This is a genomic window from Pseudorhizobium banfieldiae, assembly GCF_000967425.1.
Lineage (GTDB): Bacteria > Pseudomonadota > Alphaproteobacteria > Rhizobiales > Rhizobiaceae > Neorhizobium > Neorhizobium banfieldiae.
On the sequence record NZ_FO082820.1, the window covers coordinates 981,163 to 996,315 of the forward strand.

Consider the following 15,153-nt stretch of genomic DNA (forward strand, 5'->3'; position numbering starts at 1 on the left):
GCCCTGACACTAGCGGGAGATCGAAAGGAATGAGAGGCTCAACCTTGAACCCCGTAAGAAATGGGGCGTTAGCATCGTCAATTCACCCAGGACGACGGGCGTCTCTTGCTTCGCGCGTGGAGCAGACATGTCTACACATGTCGATGAAGACACTGTTGAAGACGTAAAGAAACACCAGGGGGTTCCCACCAAGTGAACAATTGGGTGCGTTAGCGAGCTCAGGGCGGAATATTTGGCCACCTTCAGAAAGGTCCGCGGCTTGCGGCTTTGCCTTTAGTCTCGGGCGAGATCAGGTCCGCAACGTCTTCAAGGAGCGGCTTCAATTTCTCATGGTCGGCTTTCGCCATGCCATTTTCGATTGCTGATGACCAATGATCGTATTGCCACAGTGAGGCGGCGCGCCCTCGAATCTCCATGGCTGCGCGATCACGAAGCTCTTTTTCGGGCAAACCTCCAGCCGTCATCCCCGCGCTGATTTCTGCCTTTAGCCGAGTCTCCGAAACGGCGTCGTCAGCGAGAAGCGCGAGCGTCACGAGCCCGTAGACGCCCCGTTCCAGAGTCGCCCAGCCGGTTTGGTATCGGCCTGCTTTGAATGTCCACGACAACAGCATTTTCCCGATGTCGTCCGCAAGTTCTGGGCAGCCGCGCCTGCGCGCATCCACCGCCGCTTCGAACAGCGTTTCGGTCATCCCGAAATTCTCGACGAATTTCACGGTCTCTTCGTCATCGGGCACCCAGGTGAAGACCGCGATCAGCCAAGCCGCGTGTTTGCGCAGTTCCTGCTGTCTGTGCTCGTCACAAGCAGCGGCGTTCGACACAGCGATCAACATCGTGGTAACCGCCTTGATCCAGTGGATCATGTCGAACGTGAATTGCGAACGCTTTTCGATGGCATGAAGGAGCAGGTCCTTCTCGGTCTGATACATCCCATCCGCCCATTCCCGGAAGTTGTCGATAACGTGCCGGGCATTCACGTCGTCCGCCGGTGCTTCCGCGACCGCGTTGACAAGTTCGGAGAGCCGCACCGTGAGCCCTTGAGCACTCGTGGCTGAGTAGTATGGGGCGAGATAGGCGCTGTGGACGCTCATCAACGGCGCGTCCGGCAAGGTCATGAATAGCTTGGCGATCAGCTTCATGCTATTGCGGATATCCCGCGCCGCGAACTGGACTTCCCGCGAATTTGTCCGCAACAGGTTGAAGCTTAGGCGCGCGAGCTGCGCAACCCCGGTAGAAGTGACGGGCCGGTAATCCTCGCGCACCACCCCGGCACACGAAATGATGCCGATCTTCTGCACCAGCGTTGTGATGCCTTGCGGGCCGTCTGCTGCAAGCAGCATGTCGGCACATCGCCCCATCAGCCGCACGCCTTCCATGAGTACATCTGGCGCGTTGTGCGGCACAATCCGCTCTACCTCGCCTGTGAGGTACCCCGCCGCCAGATGCGCGTGCGTCTTCGACGCGTGAGGGGTCGCATAATCGATTGTCAAGTAAACCCGCACGAGATCGGCCATCGCCTGTAGTGCTTGTTCGATCTGCTGTTCATCGCTGCGCGAGACCCCTATACGCGCCGTCTGCCGTAGATGCTCAAGCGTATCATTGATGAAACCATCCGAGGCGAGGGGGTTATCAAACATTAGCTGATTGGCGAAGAAGGTCCTTTCCTTAGCTTTGACATAGGCGGCATTGACCCTGATGATCGCGTTCATCGCCACAGCGCTGACCTCATAGTCGCCTTGCTCGGCATAGCGGCGTGCGAACGACACGGCATAGCGCACGCTCTGCTGCGCCCCATCCGTCCAGCCCCTATTGAGCTGAAAGAACGCGGTGCGCTTCAGGTCATGCTGGGGGGCGTAGGGATCGGCCTGTAGCTCTTTGCTGCCATCCGACAACAGCGGTGCCGCGCGTTTCGCTCGTCTCGCCCACGCTCGCAACTCGCGCTCCGTCTGACGAACGACCATGTCGAGTTGCCGCACCGGGTTCACCAGAATCAGCGCACGACGGTAGCCATAGAGGAACAGTCCGAGGATGATTCCTGTGCCCCAGAAAGCCGCAAACACGAAGATGCCGATTCGCTTCGGCTCTTGGATAAGCGACAGTCCGGCTATGGCCACCGCGAGAAGAAATGTCGCCGCAAACGCGCTTAGAAGTCTCCGATCAGCACTTAGCCTGCGGAACAGACCGTGCGGCATCCTTTCAATGTTGACCTGCATTGCGAACAGCACGAGCGACGAAACGATGGCCGCCGCTCCGATCAGCGCTCCGCCAATGGTAAGGAACAGCGACCGCAACAATGCTAGTCGCGCTTCGGTCACGAAACTCCGTTCGAGTATCCCTTGAAGAGTCGGAATCCATGACGCGCTGATGATGATCAATACCAGTAGCGAGATGATCGTCGCGTACGGGCCGTGCCGTCGTTGCCAGACCAGATACCTGTAACGGAAGCTATACAGCCGCTGCCAAAGCATTGCCCTCAGACGCGCCAATTTGAACAACGCGTGCCGAGCCTTCCTCTTGCAACGTCGCGATAGCAAGCGGAAACGGGCTCGGAGCCTCTTCCAGATCATCTTGGCACTTTTCGCCAGTCGCTCAAATTCCATTGCCGTCGCCATCACGAATGCCGATGCCGTCCTGACCCGTTTCGTCACGACGATATCGGTTGGATGTGAGGGTGCTGGAGTTCTCTTTTCAACACTGCACACAGACGTTCGAGATCGTGATGGTTTCTAGTTTCGGGACCTGCGTACGCGATATCCTCATTGTGTCCTTCGATCGAGGCGTCCAAACCTCGATCAGAGCCTTCGCTACACATTGTGCACGATCAAACAGACATCTGCCAATTAGGGTTCTTCGTCGAAAGCGGTGTTTTCCTCGCACGTTGACCAAGCTCGATTGGGCTTTCCGAAAAATGCCGATACGACATTGACGGCAAGAATGCGCCACTAGCGGACATGCAATTATGCCCGCCGAACGCCGCAGCGGCATCGATCACGGTGCACTCTGGCGAGGGGCGAAATCACCATCAGCCGGAGACCCTGGCGTTGACTTCTGTACTTTGCGCCCTACTTCGAACCCATCGTCGGAAACCGATCATGTAGGCGCTGACGGCTGAGGGTTACTACGTGCTCCCGCCTGCTCAATGGGAGGCGTGTCATGTCAGCCATCTCTTCCTCGTCCATCAGGAACGTTCTGCTTTCGAAACTGCCGCCCGAAGAGCTGGCAAAATTCTCTACCGACCTTGAGAGATTAGAGTTGCCGAAAGGCTTCCTGATCGCGGCGTTCAACGACCCAATAGACCATGTCTATTTTCCTGATTCAGGTATCGGCTCGGTAGTCGCGGTCTCGCCTGAGGGAAACAAGGCTGAAGCGGGTATGTTTGGACGAGAGGGCTTTTCTCCCGTGCAAGCCGCAGTTGGGGCTGAGATAAGCCCTCATGAGATCGTCATGCAACACTCCGGCAGCGGCCACCGCATCACCTCTCGGCGCTTCCTTGAGGCAATGGAGTGCAGCCCCCTGTTCGCGCATCTCGTCGCCTCTTACAGCCAGGCCTTGGCTATCCAAGTGACCTATACTGCCTTGTCCAACGTCAGCCATCCGGTGGATGAAAGATTGGCTCGCTGGCTTTTGATGTGTCACGACAGGGTCGATGGCGACGAGTTGAACCTCACGCACGAATACATTTCGCTTATGCTCGCCGTTCGTCGGCCAAGCGTGACCACAGCGCTGCATGTTCTTGAAGGGAACCGCTTCATCCGGTCCGAAAGAGGGCGCATCCTCATTCGAGACAGAGCCGCTCTGGAAGAGTTTGCAAGAGATGCCTATGGCAAGCCCGAACAAGAATATGATCGGCTGATCGGCAAAAAGGACGGCTCCAGACCTTCAAACGTCGTGCCCCTGACGGGATAGGGAGAGTGGAACGGACAATGGGCGGTAGTGGCAGCGGAACCCAACCTGACCAGCAAGATTGGACACGATGCCCCGGTACTTTTTTCACATGCGAGACAATGATGGTCTGTTGGAAGACCCCGATGGCTCCGAGGTTGCGGACCTCGACGCGGCGGTGAATGAGGCGAAGCTGGGAGCCCGTAGTCTCATGGCCGAGGACATTAGGCTGGGACGAGCGCTGCGGCCAATTTCCATCGAGATATCCGAGACAGACGGTCTGGTGCTGCAGACCGTCACCTTCCGTAACGTTCTCGACGAGCTGACTGCCGATCTATACGAGCATCAGGTTGGACGAAGGCGCTGAGCCGGGATCGAGCCGCTGGGCGACCCGCCAGGCTTCTCCTGAGGTGAGACGTGTCCCAGCCTCGTCGCTCGGAAGATCAGAACCCCGAGATGGTGAAGCCCGAGGTCCCAGGCCAGGCAGCGACGAGCTAGTGCTGCGCTGCCAGTGTCGGCGTTCTGGATACCTTGCGAGCAGCGCTCAACGCTGCGACTTGAGCTAGTCTCTCGGGATCACGTAATCCCATGGAATAGAGGCGATAGACAATCTTGGCCATCGCGATGCGATCAATACCGGTCTCAGTTGCAATCGGGGTCTTGTAAGCTTGAACAACTGCCGAGGCCATCACCTCGACGTCCTTCGGGTACCAAACTGTGGGAAGAGATGTGGTTGACATCTGCCCCTCCATGCTTGGGGCGAAAGTTACCGACTCTCGGCCATCAGCGCCCTGGTCAATTGCTGACGGTGGCTCACCATACTCCCATTCAGGCAGGAGTCGAGCATACATGCAAACCCAAGGCTATCATTTGCGAGGGGGGACCAGTGGGAGCCTCGGGAATCGGTTTGATGACCTACTAAGGCTCCAGCTTCAACAACAGCGGCAGCTCTTCGTTATTCACGGTTGGTCATGCGCTCGCGTTGATCGTCGCTTCGAAAACTGAGGCGTTCGCGTCCGGAGGCGACGTCCTCCAGTGCGGAGATATAGCCGGCCTCGAAGGCTTCGCGGGTTCGGGCCACATCGCGATTGCCGCGAGCGACATGGCCAATCCCTTCCCACCATTTGTTCCAAGCGTCCACAGCACCCATGGATGCCTCCCCTCAACTAGCCTCACCTATTCTCTTATTCTCTTCCGCGAAGTTCTCCCTTGCATTGGTCCAGGAAGAGCTGGTGCATCACTGAAAACAAATACTTCCATTGCTCGGACGAGTGCCACTCAGCAGTTTGGCCAACCATCCGAAGAGTTTGGTCCACCAGCCCGGCAGCGTCCTCGTCGCGAGGAACGAAGCGCCTGGCAAGGCGCATCAAGTCGCTGCGGATGGTTTCTCCTGCTGCCTCTGTACTCGATCCCAGGTCTCCTCCCGTTTGCATGTCAGCACCTCCGTAGGCACTTCAGCAACGACTCTCAGGGTTGAGATGTTGCTGTACGCTATCAGACTAAAGTCTGGTCACATAAGTCGGGCGATTTGGCGGCTCCCTCTTCTGGTGGACTTCTGAGGAACTGAGGGACTTTGATCCGACCCCGTAACGCACCATTCGCTCTGCCTGGAACATCCGCATCTGACCACCGTTCTCCTGTTCTACAGGAACCTGTCTCAGAGGCAGCTGATCATCGCCCCACGCGGAACAAGCGAGTTCATCGACCGCTTCGCCTCGGCTGGTGACAACATATGGAAGTGCCAATGGAGACCGAGACGAAAGTCCGCGAGGATGGCTTACAGCTAAATGAGCACCGGGGCTTTCAGGATTGGTTCTGGAAGCTGGAACGCGTGGCGTGGGTGATGTTCGGCATCGTGACCGTGGCTGCCGCAATGGGTTTTGCTGGAGCGGGAGGATGGTTCTCGTCGGCGACGGCCGCGATTGGCGGAGCGGAGGTAGAGTATCCCTTGATCGCGCGGTGGGAGCGACCAACGGAGATGGTAGTTACCTTCCCTCCCTCCTATAAGGGCCCGGTCGTAATGAGCCTCGGTTCAGGCTTCCTTTCCAGCTTCTCTATCGAAGACGTGCAGCCGAGGCCTTCCGAGGTTGTGGCCGATGATCATCGAGAGGAGTTTCATTTCAAAGCGACTTCCAGTGGTGAGAGGAAGGTCGTTTTCACGATCAAGCCGAAGCACGTTGGGAAGGCGGAGTACGCTGCTGATATCGCGGGCTCGGAGCAAACGCTGTGGACCTGGATTTGGCCGTGAGGAAGCAATGGAAACCGTAATTCGTGGCACCGCTGTTTTTTTGTTCCTTTTGTTGGTGACCCGCCTTTCCGGCCGAAGGACAATGGCGCAGGTTACACCTTTTGACTTTGTCCTTCTTCTGGTCGTTGCCGAAACTACGCAGCAGGCTTTTCTCGGAGACGACTTTTCGCTGACGAACTCGTTCCTGCTCATCATCCTGCTGTTTTCACTCGACATCCTGCTATCCTACTTGAAGGACTGGTTTCCCCGGCTCGCGCTCTTTCTGGACGGGGCTCCAACTGTGCTGGTCTCCAAGGGGAAGCCGGATAGAAGGGCGATGCACAAGGCGCGGGTGAACCTGGATGACATTCTCGTCGCCGCCCGGCAGCAGCACGGATTGGAGCAGCTTACGCAGGTCAAGTTCGCCATCCTGGAAGCTGATGGCAACATAAGCATCATCCCAACGGAGTCGTAGAACTTCTTGAAGCTCCCACACCGGTCGGGCTTGCACTTCAGCCTTCTGCCGCCTGTTTAGCCGCGTGCAGTGCCACCGCAACTTCCGCATGCGGCTCCAATCCGGTGCGCTGGCGGACAAGACGATGTCCACCCTGAACTTAACCGTTTCCCTGAAGTGCGGATGGAGTTCCGTTGGCGGGCCCGCCCTACGCGGGCCCTCTATTCGTGATCTTCCTGTGTATGGGAGTTCAATGAGTTCAGGCGACCTGCTTGTCAGACTCAATCTGCAGCGGTGGGGCCGCCGTCCCATTGCCTATCTCGATCCTCCGGGGCTTCATCGCCTCCGGGACTTCCTGCTTCAGCACAATCCGCAGGAGACCGTCGGAGAGCGACGCCGTCTCTACGTGAACATGGTCGGCCAGTTCGAAGCGACGCTCGAATGACTGTCCGGCGATACCCCGATGCAGGTATTCGCCTTCATTCTTCTCCGCTTTCGCCCCTTTGATGATCAGGACGTTGCGCTCCTGCGTTACGTCGAGATCGCTCTGGCTGAAGCCTGCGACTGCCATGGTGATCGCATACTCGTCATCGCCAACTTTGACGATGTCGTAGGGTGGCCAGAGATCAACCGCCTGCAGGCGCTGCGCGTTGTTGAGAAGGTTGAAGACACGGTCGAAGCCAATGCTGGACCGATAGAGGGGTGCGAAATCCAGTTCCGTTCTCATTACCATATCCTCCGTAAAGCAACATGGATTGGAGACGCCACCGAAAACCTGCGTCTCCGGCCTATCGGCCCCTACTAAGGCTGCCGATGCAATGAATCTGGTTGGCGAAAGATGCCTGTTCAAGAACCTCGATGAAGTTTTTCGCCGCCGCGTAATCCCGTTCAGGTATGGGCCATCGGGTACCCGCCCACCTGCCTGGATGTGCAGTAAGCGCCTACGTCGCGCCCGTCGACATTTACGGTTTTTTGATCAGCTTTAGTGACCTGAGTGATGCTGTTCCGACTTGAACGGAAGGACGCGGCAAACCAGATGACTTATCGGCGTTGGCCACAGCGCCTTCCTTGTTGATCACAACAGAATCAGTGAGGTGGAAATGATCTCGAAGCTCTTTGATCGTCCGGTGTATCTGAAGGAACAAAAGAACCTCGTCCGTGAGATTACGGCCGTGGAGGAGGCGATTGATTACCTGGAGGATTGGCCAGAACGGGACCGGGACCTGATCCATGAGGCGGCCTTGAGGACCTGCTACATGGCCCATGACGGTTTGAAACCTCTTCGGGCAGCACGCGATGCGATACGCTCTTTTGCCAAGAAGAAGGGTATACTTGCCAAGGAACCTGCTGTGAAGCCTTGGATGATCAGACCTGTTGGCGGTAGCGGCAGGGCAGCGCTCTAGGCGCGTTGAGGCGGGAGGTTGCAGATGCTGCCTCTCGCCTCCATAGACAAGAATTGTTCGTCCCTCACAAAAGAAGATCGCTGCGTAGATTATGGTGCTCAGGTCTCCTGACAGGCTCGTTTGCGGTGAACCAGTTGGATCGGTTTTCGTAGCCACTTAGAAAGGGGGGAGCGCTGTTGTTTGTCATCTCACGACCGCTTTGGGCCGACAGCAGACTTCAGCCGTTTGTTCGTCCCGAATAATTCCACGGCAAAAGCTCATCGATGCAACTCTGTCTGTGACCGTTGACGATGGCGGTGAGCGTCGCAGTCAAATAGGCCAGCGGATCAACGGCGTTGAGCTTACAGGTCTCAACGAGCGAGGCGATGGTTGCCCAGTTCTCCGCTCCCGCGTCGTGGCCTGCGAAGAGCGCGTTCTTTCGATTGAGAGCTATCGGCCGGATGGTCCGTTCGACGCTGTTGTTGTCGATCTCGATGCGGCCGTCGGTCAGGAATAGCTGCAGGCCATCCCAGTATTTGGCAATGTAGGCCAGTGCCTCGCCGAGCGGCGACTTCGTTGCCACGCGGGCGCGGTGATGGACGAGCCAGCTATGCAGGTTTGCGACCAGTGGCGCTGATCGCTCTTGCCGTCCAGCGAGACGGGCCTCGGGATCAAGGCCGCGCAGCCGTCCTCGGCAATCGGTGCTGCTCCGTTGCGAGTGATCTCAACCAGCTTGCGACGGGCGTGTGCCCAGCAATAGGCAAGCCGAATGTCCGGTCCGACACGCTCTGGCGCGATCAGCCTGTTGTATCCGGCATAGCCGTCGACCTGCAGGATGCCCGAGAAGCCGTGCAATATCCGTTCGGCATGAATGCCTCCTCGACCGGGCGCATAGGTGAAAGCAACGCCTGGCGGAGCACCGTCGCCCCATGGACGATCATCCCGCGCCAGCGCCCAGAAGTATCCAGTCTTGGTCTTGCGTGAGCCGGGATCAAGCACCGGGGCACGGGTCTCGTCCATGAACAGCTTGGTCGAGCGCTTCAGGTCGGCAGTCAGTGCATCGAAGACCGGACGCAGCTCATAGGCTGCCCGACCAACCCAGTCAGCCAGCGTGGATCGGTCGAGGTCAATGCCCTGGCGGCTCATGATCTGGGCCTGCCGATAGAGCGGTAGATGATCGGCATATTTGGAAACCAGCACATGGGCGACGGTGGCTTCCGTCGGCAGCCCTGCCTGGATCAGCCGTGCTGGAGCCGGGGCTTGAACGACCCCGTCGGTGCAGGCCCGGCAGGCATACTTAGGGCGGCGGGTGACGATCAGGCGGAACTGTGCCGGGATCACGTCCAGCCGCTCGGAGACATCCTCGCCGATGCAATGCAGGCAACCACCGCAGCCGCACGTCAGGCTTTCCGGTTCGATCACCTCCTCGATACGCGGGAGATGCTTCGGAAGGGAGCCACGATTGATCGCGCGCGGCTTGCTGATCCTGTTTCCAGGAGGAACGTCCGTCTCATCCTCGGCATAGATCACGGCCATAGCCGTCTCCAGGTCTTCCAGCGCCAGGTCGAATTGGTCAGGATCGGTCTTCTCGGATTTGCGTCCGAAGGCTGCCTGCTTGAACGCTGCGACGAGCTTCTCAAGCCGTTCGATCCGCTCATCCTTGCGGGCGATATGCTCGTCCTTACTTGCTATCGCGACATCCTTGGCCGCCTCGCGGGCCCGCGCCGCGATCAGCATCGCCTTCAAGGCGGCAACATCATCGGGAAGTTCGGCGGCATCAGACATGGCCGGAAGCTATCAAATCCGGAGCCGATTTGCCTCTGCAATTTGCCCTGCTGAGTCATCGTGCCGCAGCTATTCGATGGCCTCCGGCGTTCTCGTCTGGACGGCATGAACCCGCCGCCAATCAAGGCCTGCGAATAGCGCTTCGAACTGGGCATGGGTCAGCGTCATCAGCCCATCTTTGATGCCGGGCCAGGTGAAGCTGTGCTCTTCCAGCCTTTTGTAGGCCATGACGATCCCGGAGCCATCCCAGTAGATCAGCTTCAACCGATCCGCCTTGCGTGACCGAAACACGAAGACGGTTCCGGTGAACGGGTCCTTGTGCAGCTCGTTCTTAACCAGCGCCGCCAATCCATCATGACCCTTGCGGAAGTCCACGGGCTTGGTCGCCACCATGATCCTGACGCGGTTCGACGGAAAGATCATGTCCCGGCCGCCAGGGCGCGGGCGATGGCGGCGATCCGAGACGCGGACGCTCCTTCCTCAAGACGGATCGTAATAGAGCCAACGACGATCTCGGGGCGACCAATCGTTTTAGGCGTCGGCTCCGAAACAGGTGGATCGACGATCACCGCCGCGAACTCTACCGCATCCTCCGGTGCAGGCAGGAGCAACTTGCCCTGCCGCGCCATCGTCCGCCAGGTGGAAAGGCTGTTGGCTCGCAATCCATAGCGCAGCGCAACTTCATTGACTGTCGTGCCAGGCCTCAAGCTTTCCGACACGATCCGCGCCTTGACCTCATCAGGCCAATGTCGGTGAACCTCACGTCGGGTCTTGCCGGTTGCGAGAAACTCCACTGTAGTCTCCATGGAGAAACTCCCGTTCTTCATCCATGGAATGTCGATCTCAGATCAGGCGATAGCAGACAACGTGGGGGCAGAACACCGGTTACTCTTCGTCTGTTCAAGGTGTCCACAAAATGGTGGAGACCGGAATAACTCGACCTGTGAAGCAGTTGGGCATATTAAACATCCGGTCAGGAATATCCGAACCCATACGTGGCGATCCCTGGTTGCTGTCGCCAAGGATTCACGCCTGAGTGAATCGTCAAAGCTTGAAGCAGAAGCGATTTCTGGTCTCGCTGTTCAGCGCGCAAAGTGTATAGCGATCGTCATTGTACGGAATGGAAGGCTTCCCGTTTATTGTGAAGAGCTCGCCGTCGCGCGCCAGGATCGTTTTGTTGCCTGTTGGCCATAGGAACTCATAACGGTCAGATCGCCTGTTATTAATGATGACATTGACGGTCAAAGTAGCTTCACAAGGCTCGATTTCCGTTTCGCCAGTCTGACCGAAGATTGCGCACGTGGCGGGCACTTTTGCGCCTATCACTGACTGGGGGGATGAGGTATCCGGACTGTGGGCCACTCCCCCGAGTTCTTCAAAGGTGAGGCCAGGCCGATAGGAAGCCAGTTGGTTAATCCCCCAACTACGTTCTTCGAAATCCGCCACGGTGCACGCACCTTGACCCAGAAGGACGTTGTACATCCCGTTGTAGCCACAACCCTGCAACCTCTCCCCAGTGACGGCGATCACGCACCCTGCTTCGGAATAGCCGGCATCACTGCTCGTCACGGAATAGTATCTGGTGCCATCTGAGGTCTTCAGCAACTTGACGACAGACTCGTCCTGCGTAACGGGTTTCGTGAACTTCCGCACATCGACTGGTTCGTTCATCAGGCCCACTTGCCAATGGAAGGAGTTCTCGCAGGCATAGTACGCCCGCTCCTCCGGCGAGGTGGACTGTTCTGGGAGTCCGATAAGCTCAATCTCGAAGCGACCAGCCTTCTCGACAGTGTCGATATAGAAGAGATCGTTGCCGATGTGGCGGAGCATTTCTTGAATGAGATCAGGACGCATCATCGTCGAATTTGACCAAGGGACCAAATTGTTGGCGAGCAACATGATCTTGCTCATGTCCTCCAAAGCAACGTCATGAGCGACCGCCAGCGCTTTTGTACTGATTAGGCTTTCTTCCTCCAGTGCTAAGAATGGGCGATGAAACCCGAGCTTCCCCGCGATGTGGAGCTTACGATTGACGAAGGTGACCTCCGATCCTTGTGCAATTCCCATCATGAACATGATGGCGCACATCGAGTAGCATTCCGCGCCTTCGTCAATGACTGTACCGACGCCGTTCTTGTAGAAGAATTCTGCCAGCTTAACGCCCTCGGAGACGTTTCCCCCCGGGCTGTTCAAGCAGATGGTGTCACGCGCAGAACTCTCGCCATCCACGCCAAGAAACTCCGTAGCGGCAATTTCAACCAGTCTGGAGAAGTCGCCTGGCACGATCTCTCCCTCAAGGGACAGAACGCATATTTCTTTATTAGATTTCCGTACTTCAGCACCGACCGCTGCACCTACCTGAAGAAATGCAATCCCGATAACGGCCATCAGGACCAGTTGCCTTGACCACGAATTATGCACTCTCACCATCTGCGTCCCCACTATACCCAGCCCATCCAACGCGCTGCGTGCCCTACTATGGAGGCGAGTGCAAAGAACAACGCTAGAGCGGCAATCACATAGACTAGCCAGTCAGGCATCCCAGCTCCTGCGCCTCTTCAAGGCTGTGCACATCACTAGTTCAGGCTCCTGATCAGGATCATCTGCTCCGTGGTCGACAGGACATCGCCTGTCTGCTCCTTCACACCCGCACTGCTGGCAGTTAGTCCATGGTCTTTGAGGGTGAAATTTCCCAGACCTAGAAGTGCCATCGCAGTTGTCGCAAGCTTCCATTACATCGCCTACAGCAGTGACGGTTGCATAGCGGGGGTCTCGCGTGCAGCTGCTCGCTGCGGAAGCAGGACTAGTTCACTCTCAGGCACAGGACGTTGGAGCCTCTTTGCCTCTTCCCATGGCGTCGTCAGCCATCTCTCCACGTCGTCCTGACTGCTGAGGATCACGGGCATCGCCTTAGGGTGGATAGGAGCGACGACTGCATTGGGCTCCGTGGTAAGGAAGGCGAAGAGATCGCATCGGATGAGCCCTTCCTTCACCTTCCTGACGCATTCCCAGTCCCGCACCCAAAGACCTGCGAAGAACATCAGCGGCTCGCTCTCGTCACGGGCGAACCATGCGTTTGGCGTCCGGCCGCCTTCAACCTTGCTCGCGGGATCAGGTTCGGCGAAACGCGTGAACGGGACGACGCAGCGGTTCTCGATGCCAGTCCAGCGCATCCAATGCTTGCTGGTCGTGTTCCGGATGTTGGTCGTGCCCCCATCCGGCTCCATCTTCAGCAGTTCCTGGAAGTCAACGTCCTTCCCCTTGGCCCGCAGCTTGTCGGCCCGCCTCGTCGCTGCTTGGTAAAGTGCCTGCTGCGAACTTGGCATTCCCCAGCGCACCCATGTCATCTCGCGGATGCCGTCGATGTTGCGCACGACGGGTGCCATCTGGTCGGGATAGATGTCGAGTGATGGCTGGAGGTTACCCAGACGGTCGAGGGCCTTAGTAATCGCCCGGATGGCTTCCTGATTGGTGGTGACGTTGTAGAGGTTGCACATCTACAGCTCATCCTCATATCTGCTGGCGCTCAGACTGTGAGAACCGACATAATCCTCTGGCCGAACAGAAACGATCCTGCGTTCTCCGACCAAGAACTTCCGCATCAGTGCCCTGACGATGTCCCGGGTAGCTTCCGCCCTGGCCGCGTCCCATTCCGTCTTGCTGCCCCAACGGTGGGCATCCTCGTCGTCAATATCGAACAGAGCGGTGAAAACGGTCAAGTAGACGTCGTGGCTGGTAGCAGGCTCGCCGTTGCCGTGATCCCAGTGGAACGAGAATGGGTGCAGTCCCTCATAAACGATGCGCCTGGCGATGGCGTGAGTGGCCTGAAGTTCGCGTCGCCTTGATCTCCCGGTGCCCGCGAAGGCGTTGATCGTCATCCGGTCGATGCATGCGATGCGATGCCTGATGGCCTCCTTGAGTTTCCCGGCAGCGTCACCCGTCATGCTTCGCCCCTCTCCGGCGAAGGGCTCCAACCGCGCGTGAAACCCCGGCTCATGGCGGCTTCGGTCAACGCCAATTGAAGTCGCAGGTGTCGGCAATCATCGAGGAGGGTGGCGATGGCCGCGCGAGCATCACCACCGTGCCAGGCAACAGCAGCCTCGACTTCATCGATGGGGTCTTCTTCTACTGGCGGCTCTACAGGCAATGCGGACACGGGTTCTCCTTCGCGCCGAGGCGCGTCTGCTGAGGTCTGGTTGTGATGGGAGCACGGCCGCCATGCGGCTCCTGTGTTCTCATTATGTTCTTCGGCGACGTGGAGTCAATGCGATTTCTTATTAAGCATTTCCTGCTGCAATGACTGAATGACCAAGCGCCCTCGCAAACCTGCTGCGCCGCTGCTCCACGAGCAGGACCTGCCGCTGAAAAGTGGGCGCGTGAGAAAGCGTGATCCGAAGCAGCCTGAGCTTCCTTTTGATCCCATGCCCGAGCGCGTAGAGCCTTGCCTGGCGAAGCTGGTCAGCAAGCCTCCTCATGGGGATGAGTGGTCATATGAGCTGAAGTGGGACGGCTATCGTCTCACGGTCCATATCGAACCCGGCCGGGTGCGTATCCTCACACGCGGCGGCCACGACTGGACGCATCGTTTCCCGAGCATCGAGGAAGAAGCGAGGCGGTTCTCACCCTCGACGATGATACTCGACGGTGAAGCCGTGGTGTTTAACGAACGCGGCATTCCCGACTTCGGCATGCTGCAGAACTCGCTTGGTGGCAGGGGAGGAAAACTCCCCTCGCGTAACTCCGTCCTTCTTGCCTTTGACCTTCTCTATCTCGACGGTCATGACCTAACCCGTATGGAGTACAGTGACCGACGGAACCTCCTTGAGGACGTGCTGGGGGAAAAGACCGGGGCCATTCGGCTATCTGAGGAATTTGATGAAGACCCGGATGAACTGCTGCGACATGCATGTGCTCACGAACTTGAAGGTATCATAGCCAAGCATCGCGATCGCCCCTATCGCTCCGGACGTACGGGCGACTGGCTGAAGATCAAGTGCGTGCAGAGAGACACCTTCGCCATCATCGGCTATGAACCGTCCAAGGCGGTGCCAGGTGCAATCGGCAGCCTGCTTCTGGCCGCCCTCAAGGGTCCTGACTATGTCTACGTCGGCAGCGTCGGGACGGGCTTCAGCCAGGATCAGGCGAGGTCGCTGAAGAAGCAACTCGACAAGCTGAAAACGAGCGTTCCACCTGTGCGTCTATCTGGTAAAAATCTGGTATTGACCGCGCCATCGCTCTTGGCGGAAGTGGAATACCGCGCATGGACACATACCAGGACCTTGCGGCATCCCTCGTTCAAAGGCCTTCGGGAGGTGGCCGACTGGGTGGAGGTATATAGCCTCTGAGAGCACGAGTGGGCAGGTTTATACTGCGCGCCTCGCCTAGACTTGTACGTCAAGGATGAATGTCTCGGGGGTGATAGCGAA

General features: G+C 57.9%; 17 protein-coding genes and 1 pseudogene. 6 read left to right on the plus strand and 12 right to left on the minus strand.

The window, feature by feature from the left end; genetic code table 11:
* Window positions 1-242: 242 nt before the first annotated feature.
* On the minus strand, window positions 243-2,645 hold the full coding sequence (locus NT26_RS04750; protein WP_152338574.1) for a hypothetical protein: 2,403 nt from the start codon (window positions 2,643-2,645) through the stop codon (window positions 243-245).
* Between the two features lie 505 nt (window positions 2,646-3,150).
* Between NT26_RS04750 and NT26_RS04755 the strand changes: the two genes are divergently transcribed.
* Both NT26_RS04755 and NT26_RS04760 read left to right on the plus strand, forming a co-directional pair.
* Entirely contained in the window at window positions 3,151-3,903 is a 753-nt protein-coding gene (locus NT26_RS04755) for a Crp/Fnr family transcriptional regulator (RefSeq protein ID WP_052637670.1), read from the plus strand.
* Window positions 3,904-3,970: 67 nt separating this feature from the next.
* Window positions 3,971-4,246, plus strand: a complete 276-nt coding sequence (locus tag NT26_RS04760) for a DUF6894 family protein (protein WP_052637671.1) — start codon at window positions 3,971-3,973, stop codon at window positions 4,244-4,246.
* A gap of 127 nt (window positions 4,247-4,373) precedes the next feature.
* On the opposite strand, the gene NT26_RS04765 is transcribed toward NT26_RS04760, so the two are convergent.
* Window positions 4,374-4,619 carry a hypothetical protein gene (locus NT26_RS04765; protein ID WP_152338576.1) on the minus strand — a complete coding sequence of 82 codons (246 nt, stop codon included), beginning with the start codon at window positions 4,617-4,619 and terminating at the stop codon, window positions 4,374-4,376.
* A 215-nt stretch (window positions 4,620-4,834) separates the two neighbouring features.
* Window positions 4,835-5,029 carry a hypothetical protein gene (locus NT26_RS04770; RefSeq protein ID WP_052637673.1) on the minus strand — a complete coding sequence of 65 codons (195 nt, stop codon included), beginning with the start codon at window positions 5,027-5,029 and terminating at the stop codon, window positions 4,835-4,837.
* A 594-nt stretch (window positions 5,030-5,623) separates the two neighbouring features.
* Between NT26_RS04770 and NT26_RS04780 the strand changes: the two genes are divergently transcribed.
* The gene (locus tag NT26_RS04780; RefSeq protein ID WP_052637675.1) at window positions 5,624-6,127 is read left to right on the plus strand and encodes a hypothetical protein; all 504 of its coding nucleotides are present in this window, start codon (window positions 5,624-5,626) and stop codon (window positions 6,125-6,127) included.
* Window positions 6,128-6,134: 7 nt separating this feature from the next.
* Complete coding sequence (locus tag NT26_RS04785) at window positions 6,135-6,581, plus strand: DUF421 domain-containing protein (RefSeq protein WP_052637676.1); 447 nt, start codon at window positions 6,135-6,137, stop codon at window positions 6,579-6,581.
* Between the two features lie 238 nt (window positions 6,582-6,819).
* On the opposite strand, the gene NT26_RS04790 is transcribed toward NT26_RS04785, so the two are convergent.
* A complete protein-coding gene (locus NT26_RS04790) occupies window positions 6,820-7,287 on the minus strand; it encodes an Hsp20 family protein (protein ID WP_052637677.1) in 468 nt (155 codons plus the stop codon).
* 373 nt (window positions 7,288-7,660) lie between these two features.
* Between NT26_RS04790 and NT26_RS04795 the strand changes: the two genes are divergently transcribed.
* Window positions 7,661-7,963: a DUF982 domain-containing protein gene (locus NT26_RS04795; protein WP_052637678.1), complete on the plus strand. Its 303-nt coding sequence runs from the start codon at window positions 7,661-7,663 to the stop codon at window positions 7,961-7,963.
* Between the two features lie 217 nt (window positions 7,964-8,180).
* Here the strand turns inward: NT26_RS04795 and tnpC are convergent.
* The 8 genes and pseudogenes from tnpC to NT26_RS23105 all read right to left on the minus strand — a co-directional run bounded on the left by tnpC (window position 8,181) and on the right by NT26_RS23105 (window position 13,883).
* A pseudogene (gene tnpC / locus NT26_RS04800) lies at window positions 8,181-9,727 on the minus strand (IS66 family transposase).
* A gap of 69 nt (window positions 9,728-9,796) precedes the next feature.
* The gene (tnpB, locus tag NT26_RS04805) at window positions 9,797-10,150 is read right to left on the minus strand and encodes an IS66 family insertion sequence element accessory protein TnpB (protein ID WP_052637679.1); all 354 of its coding nucleotides are present in this window, start codon (window positions 10,148-10,150) and stop codon (window positions 9,797-9,799) included.
* A complete protein-coding gene (tnpA, locus tag NT26_RS04810) occupies window positions 10,147-10,533 on the minus strand; it encodes an IS66-like element accessory protein TnpA (RefSeq protein ID WP_052637680.1) in 387 nt (128 codons plus the stop codon). The genes tnpB and tnpA overlap by 4 nt, the downstream gene beginning before the upstream one ends.
* Window positions 10,534-10,771: 238 nt before the next feature.
* Window positions 10,772-12,157, minus strand: coding sequence for a COG3904 family protein (locus tag NT26_RS04815; protein WP_052637681.1), 1,386 nt, complete (start codon window positions 12,155-12,157; stop codon window positions 10,772-10,774).
* Window positions 12,158-12,303: 146 nt separating this feature from the next.
* Entirely contained in the window at window positions 12,304-12,438 is a 135-nt protein-coding gene (locus NT26_RS23260) for a hypothetical protein (RefSeq protein WP_280136225.1), read from the minus strand.
* A 30-nt stretch (window positions 12,439-12,468) separates the two neighbouring features.
* The gene (locus tag NT26_RS04820; protein ID WP_052637682.1) at window positions 12,469-13,224 is read right to left on the minus strand and encodes an SOS response-associated peptidase; all 756 of its coding nucleotides are present in this window, start codon (window positions 13,222-13,224) and stop codon (window positions 12,469-12,471) included.
* The gene (locus tag NT26_RS04825) at window positions 13,225-13,671 is read right to left on the minus strand and encodes a hypothetical protein (RefSeq protein WP_052637683.1); all 447 of its coding nucleotides are present in this window, start codon (window positions 13,669-13,671) and stop codon (window positions 13,225-13,227) included.
* Window positions 13,668-13,883, minus strand: a complete 216-nt coding sequence (locus NT26_RS23105) for a hypothetical protein (RefSeq protein WP_082077637.1) — start codon at window positions 13,881-13,883, stop codon at window positions 13,668-13,670. Before NT26_RS23105 ends, NT26_RS04825 begins: the two co-directional genes overlap by 4 nt.
* 148 nt (window positions 13,884-14,031) lie before the next feature.
* On the opposite strand from NT26_RS23105, the gene ligD reads away from it, so the two are divergent.
* On the plus strand, window positions 14,032-15,072 hold the full coding sequence (ligD, locus tag NT26_RS04830) for a non-homologous end-joining DNA ligase (RefSeq protein WP_052637684.1): 1,041 nt from the start codon (window positions 14,032-14,034) through the stop codon (window positions 15,070-15,072).
* The last annotated feature ends 81 nt before the right edge of the window (window positions 15,073-15,153 follow it).

What these genes read in the sequence shown, in the direction of transcription:
- NT26_RS04765 (WP_152338576.1), bottom strand. Translation starts at nt 4,619, where the DNA reads ATGTCAACCACATCTCTTCCCACAGTTTGGTACCCGAAGGACGTCGAG.
- NT26_RS04815 (WP_052637681.1), bottom strand. Translation starts at nt 12,157, where the DNA reads ATGGTGAGAGTGCATAATTCGTGGTCAAGGCAACTGGTCCTGATGGCC.
- NT26_RS04795 (WP_052637678.1), top strand. Translation starts at nt 7,661, where the DNA reads ATGATCTCGAAGCTCTTTGATCGTCCGGTGTATCTGAAGGAACAAAAG.
- NT26_RS23260 (WP_280136225.1), bottom strand. Translation starts at nt 12,438, where the DNA reads ATGGCACTTCTAGGTCTGGGAAATTTCACCCTCAAAGACCATGGACTA.
- tnpB (WP_052637679.1), bottom strand. Translation starts at nt 10,150, where the DNA reads ATGATCTTTCCGTCGAACCGCGTCAGGATCATGGTGGCGACCAAGCCC.
- NT26_RS04820 (WP_052637682.1), bottom strand. Translation starts at nt 13,224, where the DNA reads ATGTGCAACCTCTACAACGTCACCACCAATCAGGAAGCCATCCGGGCG.
- NT26_RS04755 (WP_052637670.1), top strand. Translation starts at nt 3,151, where the DNA reads ATGTCAGCCATCTCTTCCTCGTCCATCAGGAACGTTCTGCTTTCGAAA.
- NT26_RS04790 (WP_052637677.1), bottom strand. Translation starts at nt 7,287, where the DNA reads ATGAGAACGGAACTGGATTTCGCACCCCTCTATCGGTCCAGCATTGGC.
- NT26_RS04785 (WP_052637676.1), top strand. Translation starts at nt 6,135, where the DNA reads ATGGAAACCGTAATTCGTGGCACCGCTGTTTTTTTGTTCCTTTTGTTG.
- NT26_RS04780 (WP_052637675.1), top strand. Translation starts at nt 5,624, where the DNA reads ATGGAGACCGAGACGAAAGTCCGCGAGGATGGCTTACAGCTAAATGAG.
- NT26_RS04825 (WP_052637683.1), bottom strand. Translation starts at nt 13,671, where the DNA reads ATGACGGGTGACGCTGCCGGGAAACTCAAGGAGGCCATCAGGCATCGC.
- NT26_RS04770 (WP_052637673.1), bottom strand. Translation starts at nt 5,029, where the DNA reads ATGGGTGCTGTGGACGCTTGGAACAAATGGTGGGAAGGGATTGGCCAT.
- tnpA (WP_052637680.1), bottom strand. Translation starts at nt 10,533, where the DNA reads ATGGAGACTACAGTGGAGTTTCTCGCAACCGGCAAGACCCGACGTGAG.
- ligD (WP_052637684.1), top strand. Translation starts at nt 14,032, where the DNA reads ATGACCAAGCGCCCTCGCAAACCTGCTGCGCCGCTGCTCCACGAGCAG.
- NT26_RS04760 (WP_052637671.1), top strand. Translation starts at nt 3,971, where the DNA reads ATGCCCCGGTACTTTTTTCACATGCGAGACAATGATGGTCTGTTGGAA.